Annotated in this window: 16 protein-coding genes; 15 read left to right on the top strand and 1 reads right to left on the bottom strand. The window is 56.4% G+C overall.

The genetic code is table 11. The features are described from left to right. The 10 genes from IVA98_RS09230 (at nucleotide 1) to IVA98_RS09185 (ending at nucleotide 10,432) form a co-directional block, all read left to right on the top strand. Complete coding sequence (locus IVA98_RS09230) at nucleotides 1-867, top strand: branched-chain amino acid ABC transporter permease (RefSeq protein WP_247354725.1); 867 nt, start codon at nucleotides 1-3, stop codon at nucleotides 865-867. A gap of 19 nt (nucleotides 868-886) precedes the next feature. Beyond that, complete coding sequence (locus tag IVA98_RS09225; RefSeq protein WP_247354724.1) at nucleotides 887-1,888, top strand: branched-chain amino acid ABC transporter permease; 1,002 nt, start codon at nucleotides 887-889, stop codon at nucleotides 1,886-1,888. After that, nucleotides 1,885-2,703 carry an ABC transporter ATP-binding protein gene (locus IVA98_RS09220; RefSeq protein ID WP_247354722.1) on the top strand — a complete coding sequence of 273 codons (819 nt, stop codon included), beginning with the start codon at nucleotides 1,885-1,887 and terminating at the stop codon, nucleotides 2,701-2,703. Before IVA98_RS09225 ends, IVA98_RS09220 begins: the two co-directional genes overlap by 4 nt. A 155-nt stretch (nucleotides 2,704-2,858) precedes the next feature. Next, the gene (locus IVA98_RS09215) at nucleotides 2,859-4,076 is read left to right on the top strand and encodes a substrate-binding domain-containing protein (protein WP_247354720.1); all 1,218 of its coding nucleotides are present in this window, start codon (nucleotides 2,859-2,861) and stop codon (nucleotides 4,074-4,076) included. Between the two features lie 12 nt (nucleotides 4,077-4,088). Further along, nucleotides 4,089-4,922 (top strand): ABC transporter ATP-binding protein, encoded by an 834-nt coding sequence (locus tag IVA98_RS09210; protein ID WP_247354719.1) that lies wholly within the window; start codon nucleotides 4,089-4,091, stop codon nucleotides 4,920-4,922. Beyond that, nucleotides 4,919-5,650 carry an ABC transporter ATP-binding protein gene (locus IVA98_RS09205; RefSeq protein ID WP_247354718.1) on the top strand — a complete coding sequence of 244 codons (732 nt, stop codon included), beginning with the start codon at nucleotides 4,919-4,921 and terminating at the stop codon, nucleotides 5,648-5,650. The genes IVA98_RS09210 and IVA98_RS09205 overlap by 4 nt, the downstream gene beginning before the upstream one ends. Beyond that, a complete protein-coding gene (locus IVA98_RS09200; RefSeq protein WP_247354717.1) occupies nucleotides 5,641-6,624 on the top strand; it encodes a branched-chain amino acid ABC transporter permease in 984 nt (327 codons plus the stop codon). Before IVA98_RS09205 ends, IVA98_RS09200 begins: the two co-directional genes overlap by 10 nt. Nucleotides 6,625-6,773: 149 nt before the next feature. Beyond that, nucleotides 6,774-7,772, top strand: a complete 999-nt coding sequence (locus tag IVA98_RS09195; protein WP_524536362.1) for a branched-chain amino acid ABC transporter permease — start codon at nucleotides 6,774-6,776, stop codon at nucleotides 7,770-7,772. Beyond that, entirely contained in the window at nucleotides 7,769-8,758 is a 990-nt protein-coding gene (locus IVA98_RS09190; RefSeq protein WP_247354716.1) for a CobW family GTP-binding protein, read from the top strand. Before IVA98_RS09195 ends, IVA98_RS09190 begins: the two co-directional genes overlap by 4 nt. 27 nt (nucleotides 8,759-8,785) lie before the next feature. After that, on the top strand, nucleotides 8,786-10,432 hold the full coding sequence (locus IVA98_RS09185) for an amidohydrolase (protein WP_247354715.1): 1,647 nt from the start codon (nucleotides 8,786-8,788) through the stop codon (nucleotides 10,430-10,432). Nucleotides 10,433-10,721: 289 nt separating this feature from the next. Here IVA98_RS09185 and IVA98_RS09180 read toward each other — a convergent pair whose 3' ends face one another. After that, the gene (locus tag IVA98_RS09180) at nucleotides 10,722-11,384 is read right to left on the bottom strand and encodes a cupin domain-containing protein (RefSeq protein ID WP_247354714.1); all 663 of its coding nucleotides are present in this window, start codon (nucleotides 11,382-11,384) and stop codon (nucleotides 10,722-10,724) included. 190 nt (nucleotides 11,385-11,574) lie between these two features. On the opposite strand from IVA98_RS09180, the gene IVA98_RS09175 reads away from it, so the two are divergent. The 5 genes from IVA98_RS09175 to IVA98_RS09155 are packed head-to-tail and all read left to right on the top strand — an operon-like array spanning nucleotide 11,575 to nucleotide 17,474. Beyond that, on the top strand, nucleotides 11,575-14,028 hold the full coding sequence (locus tag IVA98_RS09175) for a GcvT family protein (RefSeq protein ID WP_247354713.1): 2,454 nt from the start codon (nucleotides 11,575-11,577) through the stop codon (nucleotides 14,026-14,028). Between the two features lie 25 nt (nucleotides 14,029-14,053). Next, the gene (locus IVA98_RS09170) at nucleotides 14,054-14,845 is read left to right on the top strand and encodes an ABC transporter ATP-binding protein (protein ID WP_247354712.1); all 792 of its coding nucleotides are present in this window, start codon (nucleotides 14,054-14,056) and stop codon (nucleotides 14,843-14,845) included. Further along, nucleotides 14,842-15,555 (top strand): ABC transporter ATP-binding protein, encoded by a 714-nt coding sequence (locus IVA98_RS09165; protein WP_247354711.1) that lies wholly within the window; start codon nucleotides 14,842-14,844, stop codon nucleotides 15,553-15,555. The genes IVA98_RS09170 and IVA98_RS09165 overlap by 4 nt, the downstream gene beginning before the upstream one ends. A gap of 15 nt (nucleotides 15,556-15,570) precedes the next feature. Then, on the top strand, nucleotides 15,571-16,446 hold the full coding sequence (locus IVA98_RS09160; protein ID WP_247354710.1) for a branched-chain amino acid ABC transporter permease: 876 nt from the start codon (nucleotides 15,571-15,573) through the stop codon (nucleotides 16,444-16,446). A gap of 2 nt (nucleotides 16,447-16,448) precedes the next feature. After that, on the top strand, nucleotides 16,449-17,474 hold the full coding sequence (locus tag IVA98_RS09155; protein ID WP_524536361.1) for a branched-chain amino acid ABC transporter permease: 1,026 nt from the start codon (nucleotides 16,449-16,451) through the stop codon (nucleotides 17,472-17,474). The last annotated feature ends 8 nt before the right edge of the window (nucleotides 17,475-17,482 follow it).

Below are 17,482 nucleotides of genomic sequence, written 5' to 3'. Positions count from 1 at the left end.
ATGAATCTCTCGCTTCAGCTGCTAAGTGGACTGGCAGTCGGTTGCATCTACAGCCTTGTGGCCGTCGGATTCAGTATGGTCTACCGCGCCATGGGTTTGGTGAATTTTGCCCAAGGCGACCTGATGATGGTTGGGGCTTTCGTCGGCTATTCGATCATCATCAGTGCTCCCGCTCTTCCGTTTTGGCTCGTTGTTCCATTTGCGGCCGCGGTCACAGCCTGCTTGGGGTACATCATCGCGCAGAGCGCACTCTGGCCCGCCATTCAGCGTGGAGCGAGTCAGACTTACCTTGTGCTGCTCACGCTGGGAATTGGCATCGTTCTCAGCAATGGCGCTAGGCTCATCTGGGGAGCAAACCCGCTCGTCTATCCTATCCCTCTTACTCACGAGACGATCAGGGTTGGGCAGTATCCTGTACCAGCGGTCTATCCCCTCATCGGATTGACGATGGTGGTGTTGATCGTTGGGCTCCACCTTCTCTTCACTCGGACATGGCTCGGTTTGGCCCTACGTGCGGCAGCTGACGATGCTCAAACTGCGTCCGTCATGGGAGTGAATCGCAGATTTGCATCTGCGGCGTCCTTTGCGCTGGCTTCGGGTATTGGTGCTGCGGCCGGTGTTCTCTATGCGCCAATTACCTTCGTGTCCGCCGACATGGGAATGCTCGGGATCAAAGCGTTTGCCGCGGCTGTGTTGGGCTCATTGGGCAGCATCCCGGGATCCGTGATCGGTGGCCTTGTGATTGGGATTGGTGAAACGCTGGGAGGTCAACTCGTTTCATCGGAATACCAGGACAGCTTGGCCTTCCTCCTTATGATCGGCATCCTGCTCGTAAAACCGACCGGACTAATGGGAAAGAGAGGCTAGGCACGTGCAAGAGGCTGTCTTGTCCAGAACGGCAAAGGAGTCGCTGTCTCAGCAAAATGATCTCGCGAGAACGACAAGCCAGAATCGAAATGACTGGATTGTCTTTGCGGTTATCGTGAGCATTCTTTGGTCTGTTCCCTTGAGCCTCGGTGGCTTCTATCTTTACCTAGGCTTGGCCGTTGCGATTTACGCGATTTCTGCATTGGGCTTACAGACTATGGTCGGGCTCGCGGGGCAACTGTCCCTCGGGCACGCCGCTTTCATGGGAATCGGAGCTTACACTTCCGTTCTTCTTCAAAAAGATCTTGGTCTGCCATTTCTCGTGACACTCATTGCTGCTGGGCTAGCGGCAGCTGCTGCCGGATTGCTAATGGCGCAGCTGATTAGGCTTTCGGGTGTCTATTTCAAGATTGCGACGTTCGGCTTTGGCATCGTCGTCCATCAGATTCTTTCCAACTGGACGGGTTTGACAGGCGGTAGCGCCGGAGTCCGTGGAATTCCTGTGATCAGCATCATTGGTTTCCAGGTCGAAACGCGCACCGGCCTATTCGTATGTGAAGCGCTAACGCTCACCCTCATTTATGGGTTGCTCGTTCGCCTTAGCCACGGAAAAATCGGTCGTGCCTTCCGCGCGATCGGCCAGAACGAAGCGGCGGCTCGAAGCGTCGGTATTCCCGTGGCACGCTATCGAATGATCGTGATCACACTCGGTTGCGCAATCGCCGGGATTGCAGGCGCATATCTGCCACATCTAATGCGCTTTCTAAGTCCCGAAAGTTTCACCTGGTACGAGTCGCTCACGTGTCTGATCATGATAACCGTGGGCGGCCTGGGATCGCTTCCTGGCGCGATCATCGGAGCGGCCGTCCTGATCGTTGCTCCAGAATATCTACGGGACTTTGCGCAGTACAAGATGCTTGCGTTTGGAGTTCTGCTTGTTGCCTCGATGATCTTGCTGCCTAAGGGCATAGCGGGCGCCGGTGCGGCGTTGAGCCGCAGCAAGAGGATTCATGTAAGATGAGATCTTCTGAGGTTATCCTGACATTGCGCGAGGTGACGCGGCGCTTCGGCGGCCTCGTTGCTGTCAACAAACTATCGATGGACGTGAAGGAGGCAAGCATACATGGTCTCATTGGACCAAACGGTGCTGGAAAAAGCACTGCTTTCGATCTGATATCGGGCCTCACCACCGTAAGTGCCGGCGAGATTTGCTTCAAAGGTGAAGCGATCACACATATGACTCCCGAGGCCCGGGTGGCGTCCGGTATCTGCCGCACTTTTCAGACTCCAAAACTCTTTGACGAAATGACCGTATTGGATGTCGTCGCAACAGGGCGGCATCTCCACAACTCGGTCGGTCTATGGGGAAGCATGTTCTCGATCGGCAGAAAGCGGAGGGAAGAAGCGAAAACCGTTTCTGCGGCGAGAGAATTTCTGGAGATCGTTGGTCTCCTGGCGAAAGCGGACGCGCCAGTAGCGGACTTGTCCTACGGTGACCGCCGTCTCGTCGAGATCGCTCGTGCGTTGGCGACCGAGCCCAACCTTCTGCTGCTTGACGAAGTCACGTCGGGCTTAAACCCCGTTGAAACGGCAAGCGTTGGCGACCTGTTGCGCAATCAGGTCCGGCAGGGATTGACGATTGTCTTGGTAGAGCACGATATGAAATTCGTCATGGGATTGTGTGAACGGATAACCGTCATGAACTACGGATCGGTTATTGCAGACGGAAGTCCCGATCAAATTGCTACTGATCCGAATGTGATCGCCGCTTATCTTGGAAGTCCAAAGGACGGACAGCGATCTCGCAGAGCCCTTAGATCCGAACAACTGGTCTAACAACGTCTGGTTGCTTAGCGCTTTCTTCTGCATGCGAAACGGACGCTCCAGGGTATAAGCAGATCCGGCCGTGAAAATTTCGCCAAAAATTTCATATTGACAAAATTATGAAGGGAGATTTAGCTCTCTGCAGACAAGAATGGGGAGGATTTTTGATGACTGGCATCACGAAACGTTGTGTGCGCACTGCGCGATCATCCGTCTTCCTCTTGACCGCGATTTGTTGCGTCTCGTCGGCAGCCTACGCCGAAGATTTCAAGATCGCCTTGATCACGAGCACCACGGGCGCTTTCGAGGCTTACGCTAAGCAAGCCCAGATCGGTCTGCAGCTCGGCCTTGAGTATGCAACACAGGGCACAATGAAGGTGAACGGCCGATCTATCGTAGTGATCCAAAAGGATGACCAGTTGAAGCCCGATCGGGCACGTGCGCTGATCGAGGAATCCTTTCAGGACGATAAGGCCGACATCGCGGTCGGAAGCACTTCGTCTGCAACCACCCTCGCCATGATGCCCGTTGCTGAGGAACTCAAGAAACCTCTCGTCGTCGACGTCGCCGGCGCCGACAGCATCACTGGTGAGAAGTGGAACAGGTATGTGGTTCGCACGGGCCGAACCGTGGGGCAGGAAGCTGTGGCTTCAGCCTCGCTTCTGGCCGGGAAAGACACTTTCATCGCGGTACTCGCTCAAGACTATGTTTTCGGTCGCGAGAGCGCGCAGGTCTTTAGATCGACGGCCACAAAAGCTGGCGCAACCATCGTGGCCGAAGAGTTTCTGCCGATCAATACCACCGACTTCACTGGCGTCGCGCAGCGCGTCTTTGATGCGCTTAAGGACCGCCCAGGCAAGAAGATCTTGTGGGTGAATTGGGTCGGCACCAGCCCGATCGCAAAGATCAACGCGATGGACCCCGCTCGCTATGGCATCGAACTAGCAACGACCGCTGCTCCGCTTCAGGGAATGGCCGCGTATAAGGGCATTCCTAACCTGACGGGCGTCACCCCCTATTACTACGAAATCATCAAGAACATCGAAAATGAATGGCTCGTCGCCGAGCACAAGAAGCGGTTCAATTCACCGCCCGACGTTGGAACGGCGTTCGCATTCGACGCGGCCCTGGCCATTGTCAATGCCGTCATCAAGACGGGAGGTTCGGATTCCGAAAAGCTCGTTGCTGCCTTCGAAGGTATGTCGTTCGAGGGTTCAACCGGCCAACTCACCATCCGCAAGGAAAATCATCAGGCGCTCCATGATTTCTACGGCGTGACTTACAACACTGTGCCGGGCGTCGAATGGGCTGTGCCTAAGCTGATCAAGGCATTTGGTGGCGACGAGTTGAACTCCGTGCTGAACTCAATGGCCAAGAGCAAATAGGCCATAACAGCCATGTCCCCCAATCTGCCTGAACGCGCAACACCCATTAACGCAGATGCCAATCCGGCAATACTCAGGACTGTCGATCTTGGCGTTTCCTTTGGGGGGCATCGGGCCGTGCACGCCGTCAGTTCGTCCTTCAACGGCGGTGCGCTTACCGCCATTGTTGGTCCAAACGGTGCTGGCAAAACGACTTACTTCAATCTGATCTCGGGTCAAATCGCATCTTCCCACGGCGAAGTATGGCTGGGTGCGGAAAATGTAACGGCCTGGTCCGCGGCCCAGCGAGCCAAAAGAGGGCTAGGCCGCGCGTTTCAGCTTACCAATCTCTTCCCGCGCCTGACCGTCCTTGAAAATATTCGCCTGGTTGCGCAATCGATGCAAGCTGGTCGCCACTGCCATGGTCTCAATTTCTGGAGCATATGGAGCGATGCAAGCGATCTGATTGAGCGAGCGACTGATATTCTCAAATCCGTCTCGATGGCGAATCAACTCGGTGAGCCGGTTGCCACGCTTTCGCACGGCGACCAACGCAAATTGGAGGTTGCCATGCTCATCGCCATGGATCCCAAAGTGTACATGTTCGACGAACCAACGGCCGGCATGAGCGCCGACGAAGTCCCGGTGGTATTGAACCTCATTCGCGATCTGAAAGATTTGAGCCACAAGACGATACTTCTTGTCGAACACAAAATGGACGTCGTCCGCGATCTCGCGGATCGTATCATTGTCCTCCACAATGGGCAGCTCGTGGCCGACGGCAAGCCGGGCGATGTGATTAAATCGGAAATCGTACAGGAAGCTTACCTGGGCACAAATGCCGGTTCGAGACGAGGCGCGATGTGACGGAACTTCTACTCAATCTTGAGAACGTTCACACCCACATCGGTTTATACCACATCCTGCAGGGGGTGGGCTTTCGCGCTCAACGCAATCGGATCACACTTCTCCTTGGAAGAAACGGTGCGGGCAAAACGACGACGCTGCGAACGATTATGGGTCTGTGGCCTGCCTCAAAAGGCCGCATAACCTTCGCCGGCACTGACATCGTAGGTCGCTCGACTGCGGAGATCTCGCGGCTCGGTATCGCTTATGTGCCCGAGAACATGGGCATCTTCCCCGACCTCAGCGTGAAGGAAAACATGCTTCTGGCAGCGAGAAGCGCCTCGCGCGTGACTGACATCGATCAGCAGCGCCTGGAGTGGATCTTTGAACTGTTTCCAGCCGTTCATCAATTTTGGAACAGGCCGGCTGGAAAATTGTCCGGCGGTCAAAAACAGATGGTCGCAATGGCACGGGCAATCGTCGAACCGCGAGAGCTGCTGCTGATTGACGAGCCAAGCAAAGGGCTGGCGCCGGCGATCGTCAACAACATGGCTGAAGCTATGCTCAAACTGAAGCAGAGCGGAGCCAGTATCTTGCTGGTCGAACAGAATCTGCAGCTTGCACGCGAGGTCGGTGACGACGTCGCAATTATTGATGGTGGAAGGATCGTCCACGCAGGCTCCGCGGATGAGTGCTTTGCGCGAGACGACCTCCTAAAAACGCATTTGGGTCTCGCGCTATGTCCATAAATCGTTCCGACCTGATGCCTTTGGCGCTCCTGCCAATTCTGATGGGCTGCGCATATTTGGCGATCGGTAATCCTGCTGCCTGGTTCACTCTGACGATTGCTGGAGTGGCCATGGGGATGATTATCTTTACGATCGCGTCCGGCATGACCATTGTTTTTGGTCTGATGGATGTATTGAATTTCGGCCAGGGCATTTTCATCACAGTTGGAGCTTATATCTCAGCGACCGTCTTCGCATCACTCAGCGGCTACGTCGTATCTCCGTATCTGAGCGAGAATCTTCTAGTGATCCTCGTGGCCATCGTAGCTGCCGTCGCCGGTGCCGGCTTGTCCGGCTTTCTGTTTGAACGATTGCTGGTCAAGCCGGTCTACGGCGATCACTTGATGCAAATTCTGGTGACGACCGGAGGTCTGATTGTCGGTGAAGAGATCATCAAGATTATCTGGGGCGTTCAGCAAGTAAATGTGGTGCTGCCGCCGTTTCTGAGCGGCGCTTTCGTGATCGCCGATGTTGCCGTTGAACGTTATCGCGCCTTTGCATTCCTGGTTGGGGCTCTCGTCTTCTTCGCCCAGTATCTTGTGTTCACCCGCACAAAAACCGGGCTGTTGATTCGCGCAGGGGTTCACGACCGCGAAATGGTCGAGGCTCTCGGTTATGGTGTGCGACGCCTCTTCGTCGCGACATTTGTATCGGGCTGCGCGCTTGCTGGTCTCGGCGGAGTAATGTGGGGCCTCTACCAGCAGACGCTTGTCCCCCAGATCGGGAGCCAAATGAACGTACTGGTCTTCATCGTCATCATCATCGGCGGGCTTGGATCCACCGGCGGCGCTCTTCTGGGCGCAATCTTGGTCGGGATCTGCGCGAATTACGCCAGCTTCATCGAGCCCAAAGTCGCACTATTCTCAAACATTGCTTTGATGACGACGATACTCCTTTGGCGCCCAAATGGGCTTTATCCGACGAGTGCGCGGTGATTACGTCGATGGACTGGACGCGACTGATATCAAGAGACCGGCCTGGGAGCCGGCTTCTGGCCATACTTCTGATCGCAATCATTGTCGCGCTCCTCGTGGCTCCGTTTGCGGTAACCGGGGCCAAGGCTATCAGCATTTGCGTTAAAATCATGATCTTCGCGGTTCTTGTGGCAAGCTTCGATCTGCTGCTCGGCTATACCGGGATCGTAAGTTTTGCTCATACCGTGTTCTTCGGTATAGGGGCCTACGGTGTCGGTATCGCCATCGTCAGATTGGGGGCGAGCTGGACCTCGCTAGCCGTTGGCGCGATCGCGGCTATCGTCGTGTCCGTCTTGCTTGCGCTTGTCATCGGCTTGTTCTCGCTACGAGTGCGAGCGATATTCTTCTCGATGATCACGCTCGCGCTGTCGGCGGCGGCCCAAACCCTTGCAACTCAATTGTCCAATCTGACAGGCGGGGAAGACGGCATTATCTTCCGATTGCCGCCTGCTTTGATGCCAAGCTCCCGCCTCTTGGATACGAAGATATTCGGGCTTACGATCGACGGTAAAGTCGTCTGCTACTATCTCATTTTTGCGATGAGCGTGACATTCGTTCTCGCGATGCTCCGTATCGTGAATTCACCGTTCGGACGTGTGCTGCTCGCTATCCGCGATAATGAATTCAGAGCGGAGGCGATCGGCTATCCGGTTTTTGTCTTTCGAACGCTGTCCAACGTCGTTGCTGCCGTGTTCGCGTGCCTGGCTGGTGTCATGTTGTCGCTTTGGCTTCGATACACCGGACCGGACGCCTCGCTCTCGTTCGAAATCATGCTCGATATCCTGATGATAGTCATCATCGGTGGGGTCGGAACGATCTATGGCAGTATCTTAGGGGCGGCTGCGTTTTTAGTGGCGCAAGGCTATCTGCAGGATCTACTGAAAGGTGCGAGCACGGCCTTATGGTCATTGCCGGGAATCGGCCAAGTGCTGTCCCCGGATCGCTGGATGTTGTGGCTCGGACTGCTTTTCATTCTGGCAGTCTATTACTTCCCAACCGGAATCGTGGGAGTGTTGCGCCGTCCCGCGCGGAGGCTGGAATCCAGCAGCAAGCCATCCGCCAAGGAGCGCCTCAGTACTGTCTATCGCTGGATGGGACGCGCGAGATGATGCTTCCAGCGACAATCGTCTCCGGGTTCCTCGGTGCGGGCAAGACAACACTCATCAACCATCTCCTGCATAATCCTGGATCCGAACGTCTTGCCGTTCTGGTCAACGATTTTGGTGCGATTAATATTGATCAAGACCTCATCAAGGTTGAGACTAACGACCTGATAGAGCTGAGCAACGGTTGCGTTTGTTGTTCAATCCGAGACGATCTGGCATCCGGTTTGGTTTCAGTCAGCCGCCTGTCGAACAAGTTCACACGCGTCCTGCTCGAGTGCAGCGGTGTATCTCATCCCGCCGGTGTATTGAGAGTCTTCGACGGCGATCCCATCAGAGAGCTGTTCTATGTCGATGGCCTATTCTGTTTGATCGATACATCCAACATACTCGATCTCGACTTCCAAAGCACGGAGCTTGCAATAGATCAAGCGGCCATGTCCGATCTGGTTTTGTTGAATAAGACCGATTTGGTGCCGGAGGCGGTGCAGCTCGAAGTCAGGCAAATGCTTCAAGCAGCTCAACGCAGCATGAAGCTGTTGGATGTTGTTAATGCGCAGGTCTCGCCCGAAATTCTCTTTGGTACGACGGAACAAGCTCGCCACAGAGCTGGCGGAGCGGTACAGGGCAAACACTCGGATCTTTACGAAAGCGCTTCCTTTTACTGGGATGCTCCAATTCGTGCAGAAGCATTCAGACAATTCGTCGAGGCTCTCCCGCCCCAAATTCTGCGCGGCAAGGGCTTGCTGAGTCTGATGATCAAAGACCAACAGCGACCGTCACGGGCCATCTTTCAATTCGTAGGAAAGCGATCTTCCGTCGAACTGGAGCGAGAGGAAGGCCCTGAGAGAAGCCAGGTCGTATTGATCGCCCGGCGAGGAGAACTCGACAGGAACGCGATTGACGCGGCTCTTGAGCTCTGCCCCGGTGCGCGTGCCGCCCTACCAATCGCGCAGCGCCGGCGTCCAAGGCGTCCGAAGATCTGCGAATAGAAGCCACAACCGAAGAAGGGTGTCCAAATGAAGACAGCTGACAGAATATTCTTTGGCGGCCCCATCCGGACCATGGACCCGGCGAATCCGATCGTCGAGGCCGTTGCCGTTCGAGAAGGCAGAGTTCTGGCGGTTGGCTCCAAGGCGGATATGGAAAGGCTCGCGGTCGCCGACACGATCAGGAGCGATCTTGGGGGAAGGGCAATGCTCCCCGGCTTTGTTGAGGCGCACAGCCATCCCATGATGAGTGCGCTGGCGTGGGGCGATCCGGTCGTCGATATTCGAGCGGTTCATGAGCCGACGTTTTCCGCGGTGATTGCGAAGATGCGTCGCCGTGTTGCGAAAGCGAAGTCTGATGAAATCATCTGGTTTCTCGGACTTGATCCGCAACTGCACGAAGGCATGGAAGAGCCGTCCCGCGAACTTCTCGACGACATAGCCCCCAACAATCCGATCGTTGTTCAGACGATCAACTTTCACGGAGTGTTCATAAACACTAAAGCCCTTGCCGCTTTTGGGATCGGTGCCGACTACAAGCCGCCACTTGGCGGAAAAGTGTTCGACGCAGCGGACGGGCTTCCTTGGAAGTTTGCCGAGACTTCGGCATGGCAACTGTGTAACCACTTTTATGATATCTGCGGCGAAGAGCGAAAGAAGCGTAGCTTCGAGGAGTGGGTGCAGAAGTTCGTACGAGCAGGTTATACCACCACGTCAGAGATCATGATTGAGCCTGGCGCGGCCCCAATGCTCTACGCTATGGTTAAATCGCGCCGAAACCCGCTCCGTATTGTGGGATACGAAGCGAAACATCTGGGTGGTGAGGTGACGGTCGCCCGGAATTTTGGCGATGACGATTTCCGGATGATTGGGACCAAGCTCCACGCGGACGGCTCCGTGCTGTTGGGCAATGTCTGGACCACGAGCCCCTACCTGAACAACAAGATGACACTCAAGGGGATGGGGTTGCCCGAAAACAGCACGGGTCATTCCAACATTTCAGAAGAGAAGTTGTACGAATTGGTCGTCAAGTACGTGAGTGAGGGCTGGCAGATGTCAGTCCACGCTCATGGCGATCGGACCATCGACATGGTCCTCAACGTATACGAGAGGGTCATCGAGAGGGTCGGCGCTGACAGGGTGTCCGGGCCGCTTCGCATTGAGCACTGCGGGATCATGCGCGAGGACCAGATCGATCGTGCCATTCAACTGAACGTCGTTTGCTCTTATTTCTTGCCTTACGTCCACTACTGGGGCGAAGCGCTCCGCGACTATCTACTTGGTGAGGAGCGCGCGGCTCGCTTCGCTCCCTCAGGTTCAGCGGCAAGAAAGGGTATGCGGGTCTCCTATCACTGCGATTCTCCAATGACATGGCCAGATGCGCTTGTTTGCCTGAATGTCGCTGTCAATCGCAGCACAATGAAGGGCGCAGTCCTTGGCCCTGAGCAACGCGTGTCCATGGAAGAAGCGCTGAAGGCGATCACGATCGATGCGGCGTATCAACTTCAGATGGACGATAGAATCGGGAGCATTGCCACAGGCAAATTTGCAGATTTCGTCATTCTTGGCCGAGATCCCGTTGTTTGTGAAATCGATCGAATCCTTCAGATTCCGATCGTCGGGACAGTTGTCGGAGGAGTTGATACCAGCGACTTCTTTCGAGCCTCCTCGAACTGACCCAAGCAACTGACTGCGCGCGCTTCTCCTCGAAAGGCCTTCCTCCCAAACTAGGGCCATCTTCGCGATGGCCCTGTTTTTTTTGGTCAGACAATCTCGCCCTTTGATCGACAACAGTAATTGCTCGGTAGTCCCCGCCGCCTACCAGGACGACCGGCGGCGAGTCGCACTAGGCGACGTCATGGAGATTGCTCTGCAATCTGAGTGTGGCGACGTTCGTCGGTTCAAGCCGCCGGTGATTATCGGCTCTTACAGACCGCGTAATCAGTGACGCCTCTGCTGCTCGTCTTCAATAGCTCGGAGGCGTAATGGCCCATATGACCACGCATTCTCGATTGTTGGTGTTTGCATAACGATGGGGAAGGTCGCTTGCGAACGCAAAACTATCGCCTTCGCGCAGGACGACATGACGCTCGCCGATCCAAAGGTCGAGCTCACCTGAAATGACATATCCCGCTTCCTCACCCTGATGTGTGTAGGGTTCTTTGCCGCTTTCGGAGCCAGGAGGGAATGTACACCTCAGAAGCTCGAGCTGCCGGCCAAGATTGGGGGACAGAAGCTCGTCTGTAATGCCGCCTACGAAGGTCAGTTTCCGTCGTGAGCTTGCTCTCACGACATAGTCACGTAAATCACTGTCATCATCGGCGTTAGGCGGAAAGAACCAGCTGATTGTGACCCCCAGCGCCCGGCTGATACTGTGAAGAGCTTTCACCGAAGGGCTCGAGACCCCACGCTCGATCTGACTGAGATATCCCTTTGACAAGCCCGCGGCGTCGCTAAGTGCGTCGAGCGTGATACCGCGCGCCTTGCGTAGGTTCTTGATTTCTCCTCCGATACGGTCGCCGACATTGAGCAGTTCTTCCACGTTGACGGGTTGCTCAGCCTGCTCTGCCAGTCCCTCCAGATTGGAAGGGCGCAGCATCTTGGGCGGCGTCCTGATCATCGAACTCATGTTTGCTCCTTGAATCGATCGAATGCAGGCGTGGGACCGGATCAATTCCGCTTACGTCTTGTGAGCCCAACCAAGCCGAACCCTTTCGCATAGATTCTCGTGCCAACAAAACGCACAAAACTGTCACTTTGATATTGCAATATTCACTTTTGTGGATTTCAATCTCATAAATTCATCTTTTGGGGGCGGAATGGTAGGAAGGATTCCCGAGGAGGCCGAAGTCGTAATTATCGGCGGTGGCATAGCGGGCTGTTCGGTCGCCTATCACCTGACCAAGCTCGGTGTGAGTGACATTGTCTTGCTCGAACGCAAGCAGTTGACATCCGGAACGACATGGCATGCTGCGGGTCTCGTAACGCAATTGCGCGCCACTCGAAACATGACGGAGCTAGCCAAATACACTGGCGAATTGTTTCACAGTCTCGGCCCCGAAACTGGGCAGGAAACAGGCTTCAAGCAAAACGGCGCTCTGCGGCTCGCGAAAAGTCCTGACCGTCTCGAGGAATTGCTGCGCGGCGCCTCGATGGGGCGCAACTTCGGCCTTGAGATGCATGCTGTCTCACCCGCGGAGATCAAGGAGCGCTGGCCGCTCCTCAATCTGGATGGCATCGCTGGAGGGATATGGGCTCCCAAAGATGGCCAAGTGAATCCTGCCGACGTTACGCAAGCCTTTGCGAAGGGCGCGCGTATGGGCGGTGCAAAAATCGTTGAAAACTTGTGCGTCGACCGGATCCTGATTGAGCACGGGTGTGCCGCAGGCGTCTCGACGAATGAAGGTAACATTCGCTCCAAGAAGGTCGTCATTTGCGGCGGCATGTGGTCTCGAGAGTTTGCCTCGAGCCATAGCATTTCTTTGCCTCTTCATGCAGCTGAGCACTTCTATGTCGTCACTGACGCAATCCCGGACTTGCCGCGCGAACTGCCGGTGTTGTTCGTGACTGATGAGGAGGCATACTACAAGGAAGATGCCGGCAAGCTGCTCGTGGGATGTTTCGAGAAGGAGGCGAAGCCGTGGGCTCGCGATGGTATTCCGACGGACTTCTGTTTCGACTCGCTGCCTGAGGACTTCGATCATTTCGAACGAATTCTCGATATGGCGGTCAACCGGGTCCCGGTGCTTGCCCGCACCGGCATACAACTGTTTTTCAACGGCCCCGAAAGTTTCACGCCTGACAATCGATACCTCCTCGGCGAGACTTCCGAGGTACGGGGGCTCTTTACGGCCTGCGGATTCAATTCGGTAGGCATTCTTTCTTCCGGCGGCATCGGAAAGGCGCTCGCCTCTTGGATCAAGGAGGGCCACGCACCGGTCGATCTCGCTGACGTCGATGTTCTCCGTATGCATCCTTTCCAATCGAACAGGACGTATCTCTACGATCGGACGAAAGAGGCTCTTGGCCTGCTCTTCGATATGCATTGGCCCTACCGCCAATACACGACGGCACGCGATGTTCGTCAAAGTGTCTTTCATGATCGCTTGAAAGCACACGGTGCAGTGATGACGGAGGCCGCTGGATGGGAGAGGCCTGGATACTTCTCCCTCGGCGGAAAAGCGAAGGAAATTGAGTATTCATATGGCCGGCAAAACTGGTTCGATATCGTCGGCCAGGAGTGCCGAAACGCAGCCGGGCATGTCGCGCTGTTCGATCAGAGTTGCTTCGGCAAGTATATGGTCGACGGGCGGGACGCCTGTGCGGTCCTCAACCGAATCTGTGCCAACAATGTGGACGTGCCCGTAGGCAAGCTTGTTTACACGCAATGCCTAAACGAGCGCGGCGGGATAGAGGCGGACGTTACGGTCACCCGGCTTGCCGAAGAATCCTACTTGGTCGTGACGGCGGCGACGTCGCAGACGCGCGATCTGGTGTGGTTGCGACGCAATACTCCAGATAAGGCTCATGTTTTCATTCGGGATGTGACATCGGGATTACCCATGCTCGGTCTCATGGGACCTAAGGCAAGGCCATTGCTTGAGCGGTTGTCAGGTTGCGACCTCTCGAATTCAACCTTTCCGTTCGCATCCAGCCAGGAAATAGAGATTGGCTACGCGAAGCTACGCGCAAGCCGCGTCACCTATGTGGGCGAGCTAGGGTGGGAGCTCTATGTACCGGCCGAGTTCGCCGCCCATGTCTTTGACAGGGTCGTTGCGGCTGGCGCTGACTACAGCTTGTCACAGGCAGGCTACTTTGCCCTTGGCTCCATGCGCATGGAAAAGGGCTATCGCCACTGGGGCCATGACATCGGGCCGGAGGATACGCCCTATCAAGCTGGCCTCGGCTTTGCGGTGAAACTGGAAAAGCCGGGAGGGTTCATTGGCCGCGAGGCACTGCTGCGACAGAAAGAGCAGGGAACGCCACGCCGCCGGCTAGTGCAATTCAGAATGATCGAACCGGATGCTCCGCTTGTCTACCACCAGGAGCCCATATGGGCTGATGGTCGTTTGGTCGGATCTATTACCTCTGGCGCTTACGGACATCGTGTCGGCGCTTCCCTCGCAATGGGCTACGTCGAGAACGGTGACGGAATAGACGCCTCGTTTTTGTCCGCATCAAAATTCGAGATCGAGGTGGCGGGTCGGCGCCATAGGGCAGCGGCGCAATTTGCTGCGCACTATGATCCCTCCAATTCTAAGATCACTGCATAGGTCCATCGCGGACAGGAGCAATGCTATGAGTGCTAGCGCCGCTGTTTCAGAGCCGCAACTCTCCGTGCGGGACGTCGCCGTCCATTTCGGCGGCATTCTGGCGCTCGACGGCGTTCGCTTCGATTTGCAACGGGGCCAGATCCTCGGCTTGATCGGCCCTAACGGCGCCGGCAAGACGACGCTCTTCAACTGTTTAAGTCGGCTCTACACGCCCGTCTCAGGTGACATCATCTATAAAGGGGGCTCCATCCTGTCGAGCCCAGCCCACCGGATGCCGCGTATAGGCATCGGACGCACATTCCAGAACGTGTCACTCTTCCGTCAGCTCTCCGTGCGCGACAATATTCGCATCGGTGCCCATTCAAAGAGTAGGAGCGACATGTTTTCCGATTCTCTGGCGCTTCCTTGGGTGCGGCGACAGGAAAAGCATATCGATCTCATTACCGCGGAACTAATCGAATATCTCGATCTCGCCGATGTGGCGGATCTGCCAGTCAATGGGCTTCCCTTTGGAACGCAGAAGCGCGTCGAACTGGCGCGCGCTCTTGCGATCGAGCCCGGCCTGCTTCTCCTCGACGAACCGGCTGGCGGGCTCAACCACGAGGAAGTCGCCGAGCTCGGACGGTTGATTCGTCATATCAGAGACGATCGCGAAGTCACCGTGCTCCTCGTCGAGCACCATATGGGCCTCGTGATGTCGGTTTCCGACAAGGTCGTTGTTCTCAATTTCGGCCGCAAGATCGCTGAGGGCGCACCAGCCGAAGTTCAAAACAACCCCGACGTTATCGCCGCCTATCTCGGAGGAAGCGCGCATTGACAGCGCTTCTGAACGTCACCGGATTGCGCGCCTCCTATGGCGATTTCCGCGTCCTTCAGGGTATCGACTTTACTGTCGAGCGTGGTGGAGTGACAGCCCTGCTTGGTGCAAACGGCGCCGGGAAAACGACGACGCTGCGTGCCGTATGCGGCATGATCAGGCACAGCGGCGCTATTATTTTCGACGGCGTCGATATCGCCAGGCGCGCGACGGAGGACATCGCGCGGCTCGGCATTGCTCAGGTGCCGGAAGGTCGTGGCACCTTCACCGGCCTGACGACAGAAGAAAATCTCCAGTGCGGCGCGATCACGCGCAAGCACAAGGCTTCCATCGCCACCGATATCGAGCGCATCTATCACTGGTTTCCACGATTGAAGGAGCGCCGTCGACAGCAAGCCGGTACGCTGTCGGGTGGCGAGCAGCAGATGCTCGCCGTGGCCCGCGCCTTAATGTTGCGGCCGAAGCTAATCCTGCTTGACGAGCCCTCTTTTGGCCTCGCTCCGCTGATCGTCGCTGAGCTCTTTTTGATCCTCCGCCAAGTCAACGAGGAGGAGGGCGTCGGCCTGCTCATTGTCGAGCAGAACGCAGCGCTCGCCCTCGAACTCGCCGACCATGCCTTCCTGATCGAGACGGGAAGCATTTCGATATCGGGGCTCGCTGCTGAAATCCGAAATAACGAATCCATTCGCGCCGCCTATCTAGGTTACTGAGAGGATGCAAAACACATGGAGTTGCTGATCCAGCAACTGGTAACCGGCATCGCGACAGGCGGCATCTACGGCTGCATGGCACTCGCCATCGTGATGATATACCAGGCAATCCACCACCTGAACTTTGCTCAGGGCGAGATGGCGATGTTCTCAACCTTCATCGCCTGGCAACTGCTTCAATGGGGGCTTCCCTACTGGTTCGTAATCCCGCTGACAGTGGCAGTCTCCTTCGTCGTTGGAATTGCGATCGAGCGCATTGTCATCGGGCCACTCGGCGACGCCCCCGTCTTGAGCCACGTCGTTGTCTTTATCGGCCTCTACGCCGTCATCAACAGCACCGCAAGCTTCGTCTGGGATTTCACCACCAGACCGTTTCCCAGCCCCTTCGGTGAAGGCTCGCAACTCGGCAGCCTGATCAGTAACCAGCAGATAGGCATGGTCGCCATAACGCTCCTCGTCCTGGTTCTGCTCTATGCCTTCTTCCGCTATACGCGAATTGGCCTCGCTATGCGGGCGGCCGCGGAAAATCCGGTCTCTGCTCGTCTTGTCGGGATCCGTGTCGGGTGGATGGCGGCACTCGGCTGGGGCATGGCCGCCGCGATTGGCGCGATCGCCGGTATTCTGATCGCGCCCATCGTCTTCCTCGAGCCAAACATGATGCTGTCGATTCTCCTCTATGGGTTTGCTGGCGCTGTGCTCGGCGGCTTGGCAAATCCTGCTGGAGCGGTCGCGGGCGGCATCGCCGTCGGTATCATCGAGAATCTCGCGGGTACATATGTCCCGGTCATCGGCTCCGAGCTGAAGCTGCCGATCGCGCTCTTCCTGATCATCGTCGTGCTCGTTTTCAAGCCGACCGGCCTTTTCGGTCGTACCGTCGTGCAGAGGGTCTGACCGTGACGATAGAGACGTCGATCGCGCGGCAGTCTTCTGCCACAACGAGCAAGCCCACTGTCGTCAATCCCGCGCAGCGCCTCAGTGCAGGTAGGCTCACAATTACCATCACTTCCCTGGGGCTCGCGATTGCTGCGCCCTTCCTCGTGGGCAATTTCACCATTTTTCAGCTCACCATGGTGCTCGTCTATGCGATCGCTATTCTTGGCCTCAACATTCTGACTGGGATTAACGGCCAGTTCTCACTTGGCCATGGCGCCTTCTACGCGGTAGGTGCCTATACCGCCGCCATCATGATGGATCGCTGGGGTGTCGGTTATTTCTGGACCCTACCGGCGGCCGGAACCATCTGCTTCGTTGTCGGCTTCCTCTTCGGCCTGCCGGCACTTCGCCTCGAAGGCGTTTATCTTGCACTCGCAACGTTTGCACTTGCCGTTGTCACGCCGCAGCTCTTCAAGCTCTCGCCTTTCGAGCCATGGACCGCGGGCGTTACGGGTATCACGCTCACCAAGCCCGACGCTCCATTCGGTCTACCACTCGATCAAGATCAATGGCTCTATCTTTTCACGCTGTCGATCGGGATCGCAGCCTACGTTTGCGCCCGCAATCTGATCGCGAGCCGCGGCGGCCGAGCCCTCATGGCAATCCGCGACAATCCGACCGCGGCGCGGTCGATGGGTATCAATACGGCGGGTTATAAGTCGCTCGCCTTCGGCGTCAGCGCGCTCTACACAGGTGTGGCCGGCGCGCTCGGTGCGATCGTGGTCCAGTTCGTGGCCCCGGATTCTTTCACCTTCTCGCTCTCTGTTGCGCTTCTGGTTGGTCTGGTTGTCGGCGGCGTCGGCTGGTTGCCAGGCGCGCTGTTCGGTGGCGCCTTCGTGCTGTTTGTCCCGAACTTCGCAGAGGCGATTTCCAAGGGCCTATCCGGCGCTGTCTACGGGCTCGTCTTGATTCTTCTCATGTACGTCATGCCAAGCGGGCTCGGCGGTATTGTGCGCGCCGTGAAGGCGCTCGCATCAAAAAAATAGATTAGTGC

Source organism: Bradyrhizobium sp. 160, assembly GCF_023073735.1.
In the GTDB taxonomy this organism is placed as follows: Bacteria; Pseudomonadota; Alphaproteobacteria; order Rhizobiales; family Xanthobacteraceae; genus Bradyrhizobium.
This window is presented reverse-complemented; position numbering and strand designations above follow the sequence as displayed.

Coding starts and splice junctions, on each gene's coding strand:
- IVA98_RS09230 (WP_247354725.1), top strand. CDS start 1: ATGAATCTCTCGCTTCAGCTGCTAAGTGGACTGGCAGTCGGTTGCATC.
- IVA98_RS09220 (WP_247354722.1), top strand. CDS start 1,885: ATGAGATCTTCTGAGGTTATCCTGACATTGCGCGAGGTGACGCGGCGC.
- IVA98_RS09215 (WP_247354720.1), top strand. CDS start 2,859: ATGACTGGCATCACGAAACGTTGTGTGCGCACTGCGCGATCATCCGTC.
- IVA98_RS09210 (WP_247354719.1), top strand. CDS start 4,089: ATGTCCCCCAATCTGCCTGAACGCGCAACACCCATTAACGCAGATGCC.
- IVA98_RS09200 (WP_247354717.1), top strand. CDS start 5,641: ATGTCCATAAATCGTTCCGACCTGATGCCTTTGGCGCTCCTGCCAATT.
- IVA98_RS09195 (WP_524536362.1), top strand. CDS start 6,774: ATGATCTTCGCGGTTCTTGTGGCAAGCTTCGATCTGCTGCTCGGCTAT.
- IVA98_RS09190 (WP_247354716.1), top strand. CDS start 7,769: ATGATGCTTCCAGCGACAATCGTCTCCGGGTTCCTCGGTGCGGGCAAG.
- IVA98_RS09185 (WP_247354715.1), top strand. CDS start 8,786: ATGAAGACAGCTGACAGAATATTCTTTGGCGGCCCCATCCGGACCATG.
- IVA98_RS09180 (WP_247354714.1), bottom strand. CDS start 11,384: ATGAGTTCGATGATCAGGACGCCGCCCAAGATGCTGCGCCCTTCCAAT.
- IVA98_RS09175 (WP_247354713.1), top strand. CDS start 11,575: ATGGTAGGAAGGATTCCCGAGGAGGCCGAAGTCGTAATTATCGGCGGT.
- IVA98_RS09170 (WP_247354712.1), top strand. CDS start 14,054: ATGAGTGCTAGCGCCGCTGTTTCAGAGCCGCAACTCTCCGTGCGGGAC.
- IVA98_RS09160 (WP_247354710.1), top strand. CDS start 15,571: ATGGAGTTGCTGATCCAGCAACTGGTAACCGGCATCGCGACAGGCGGC.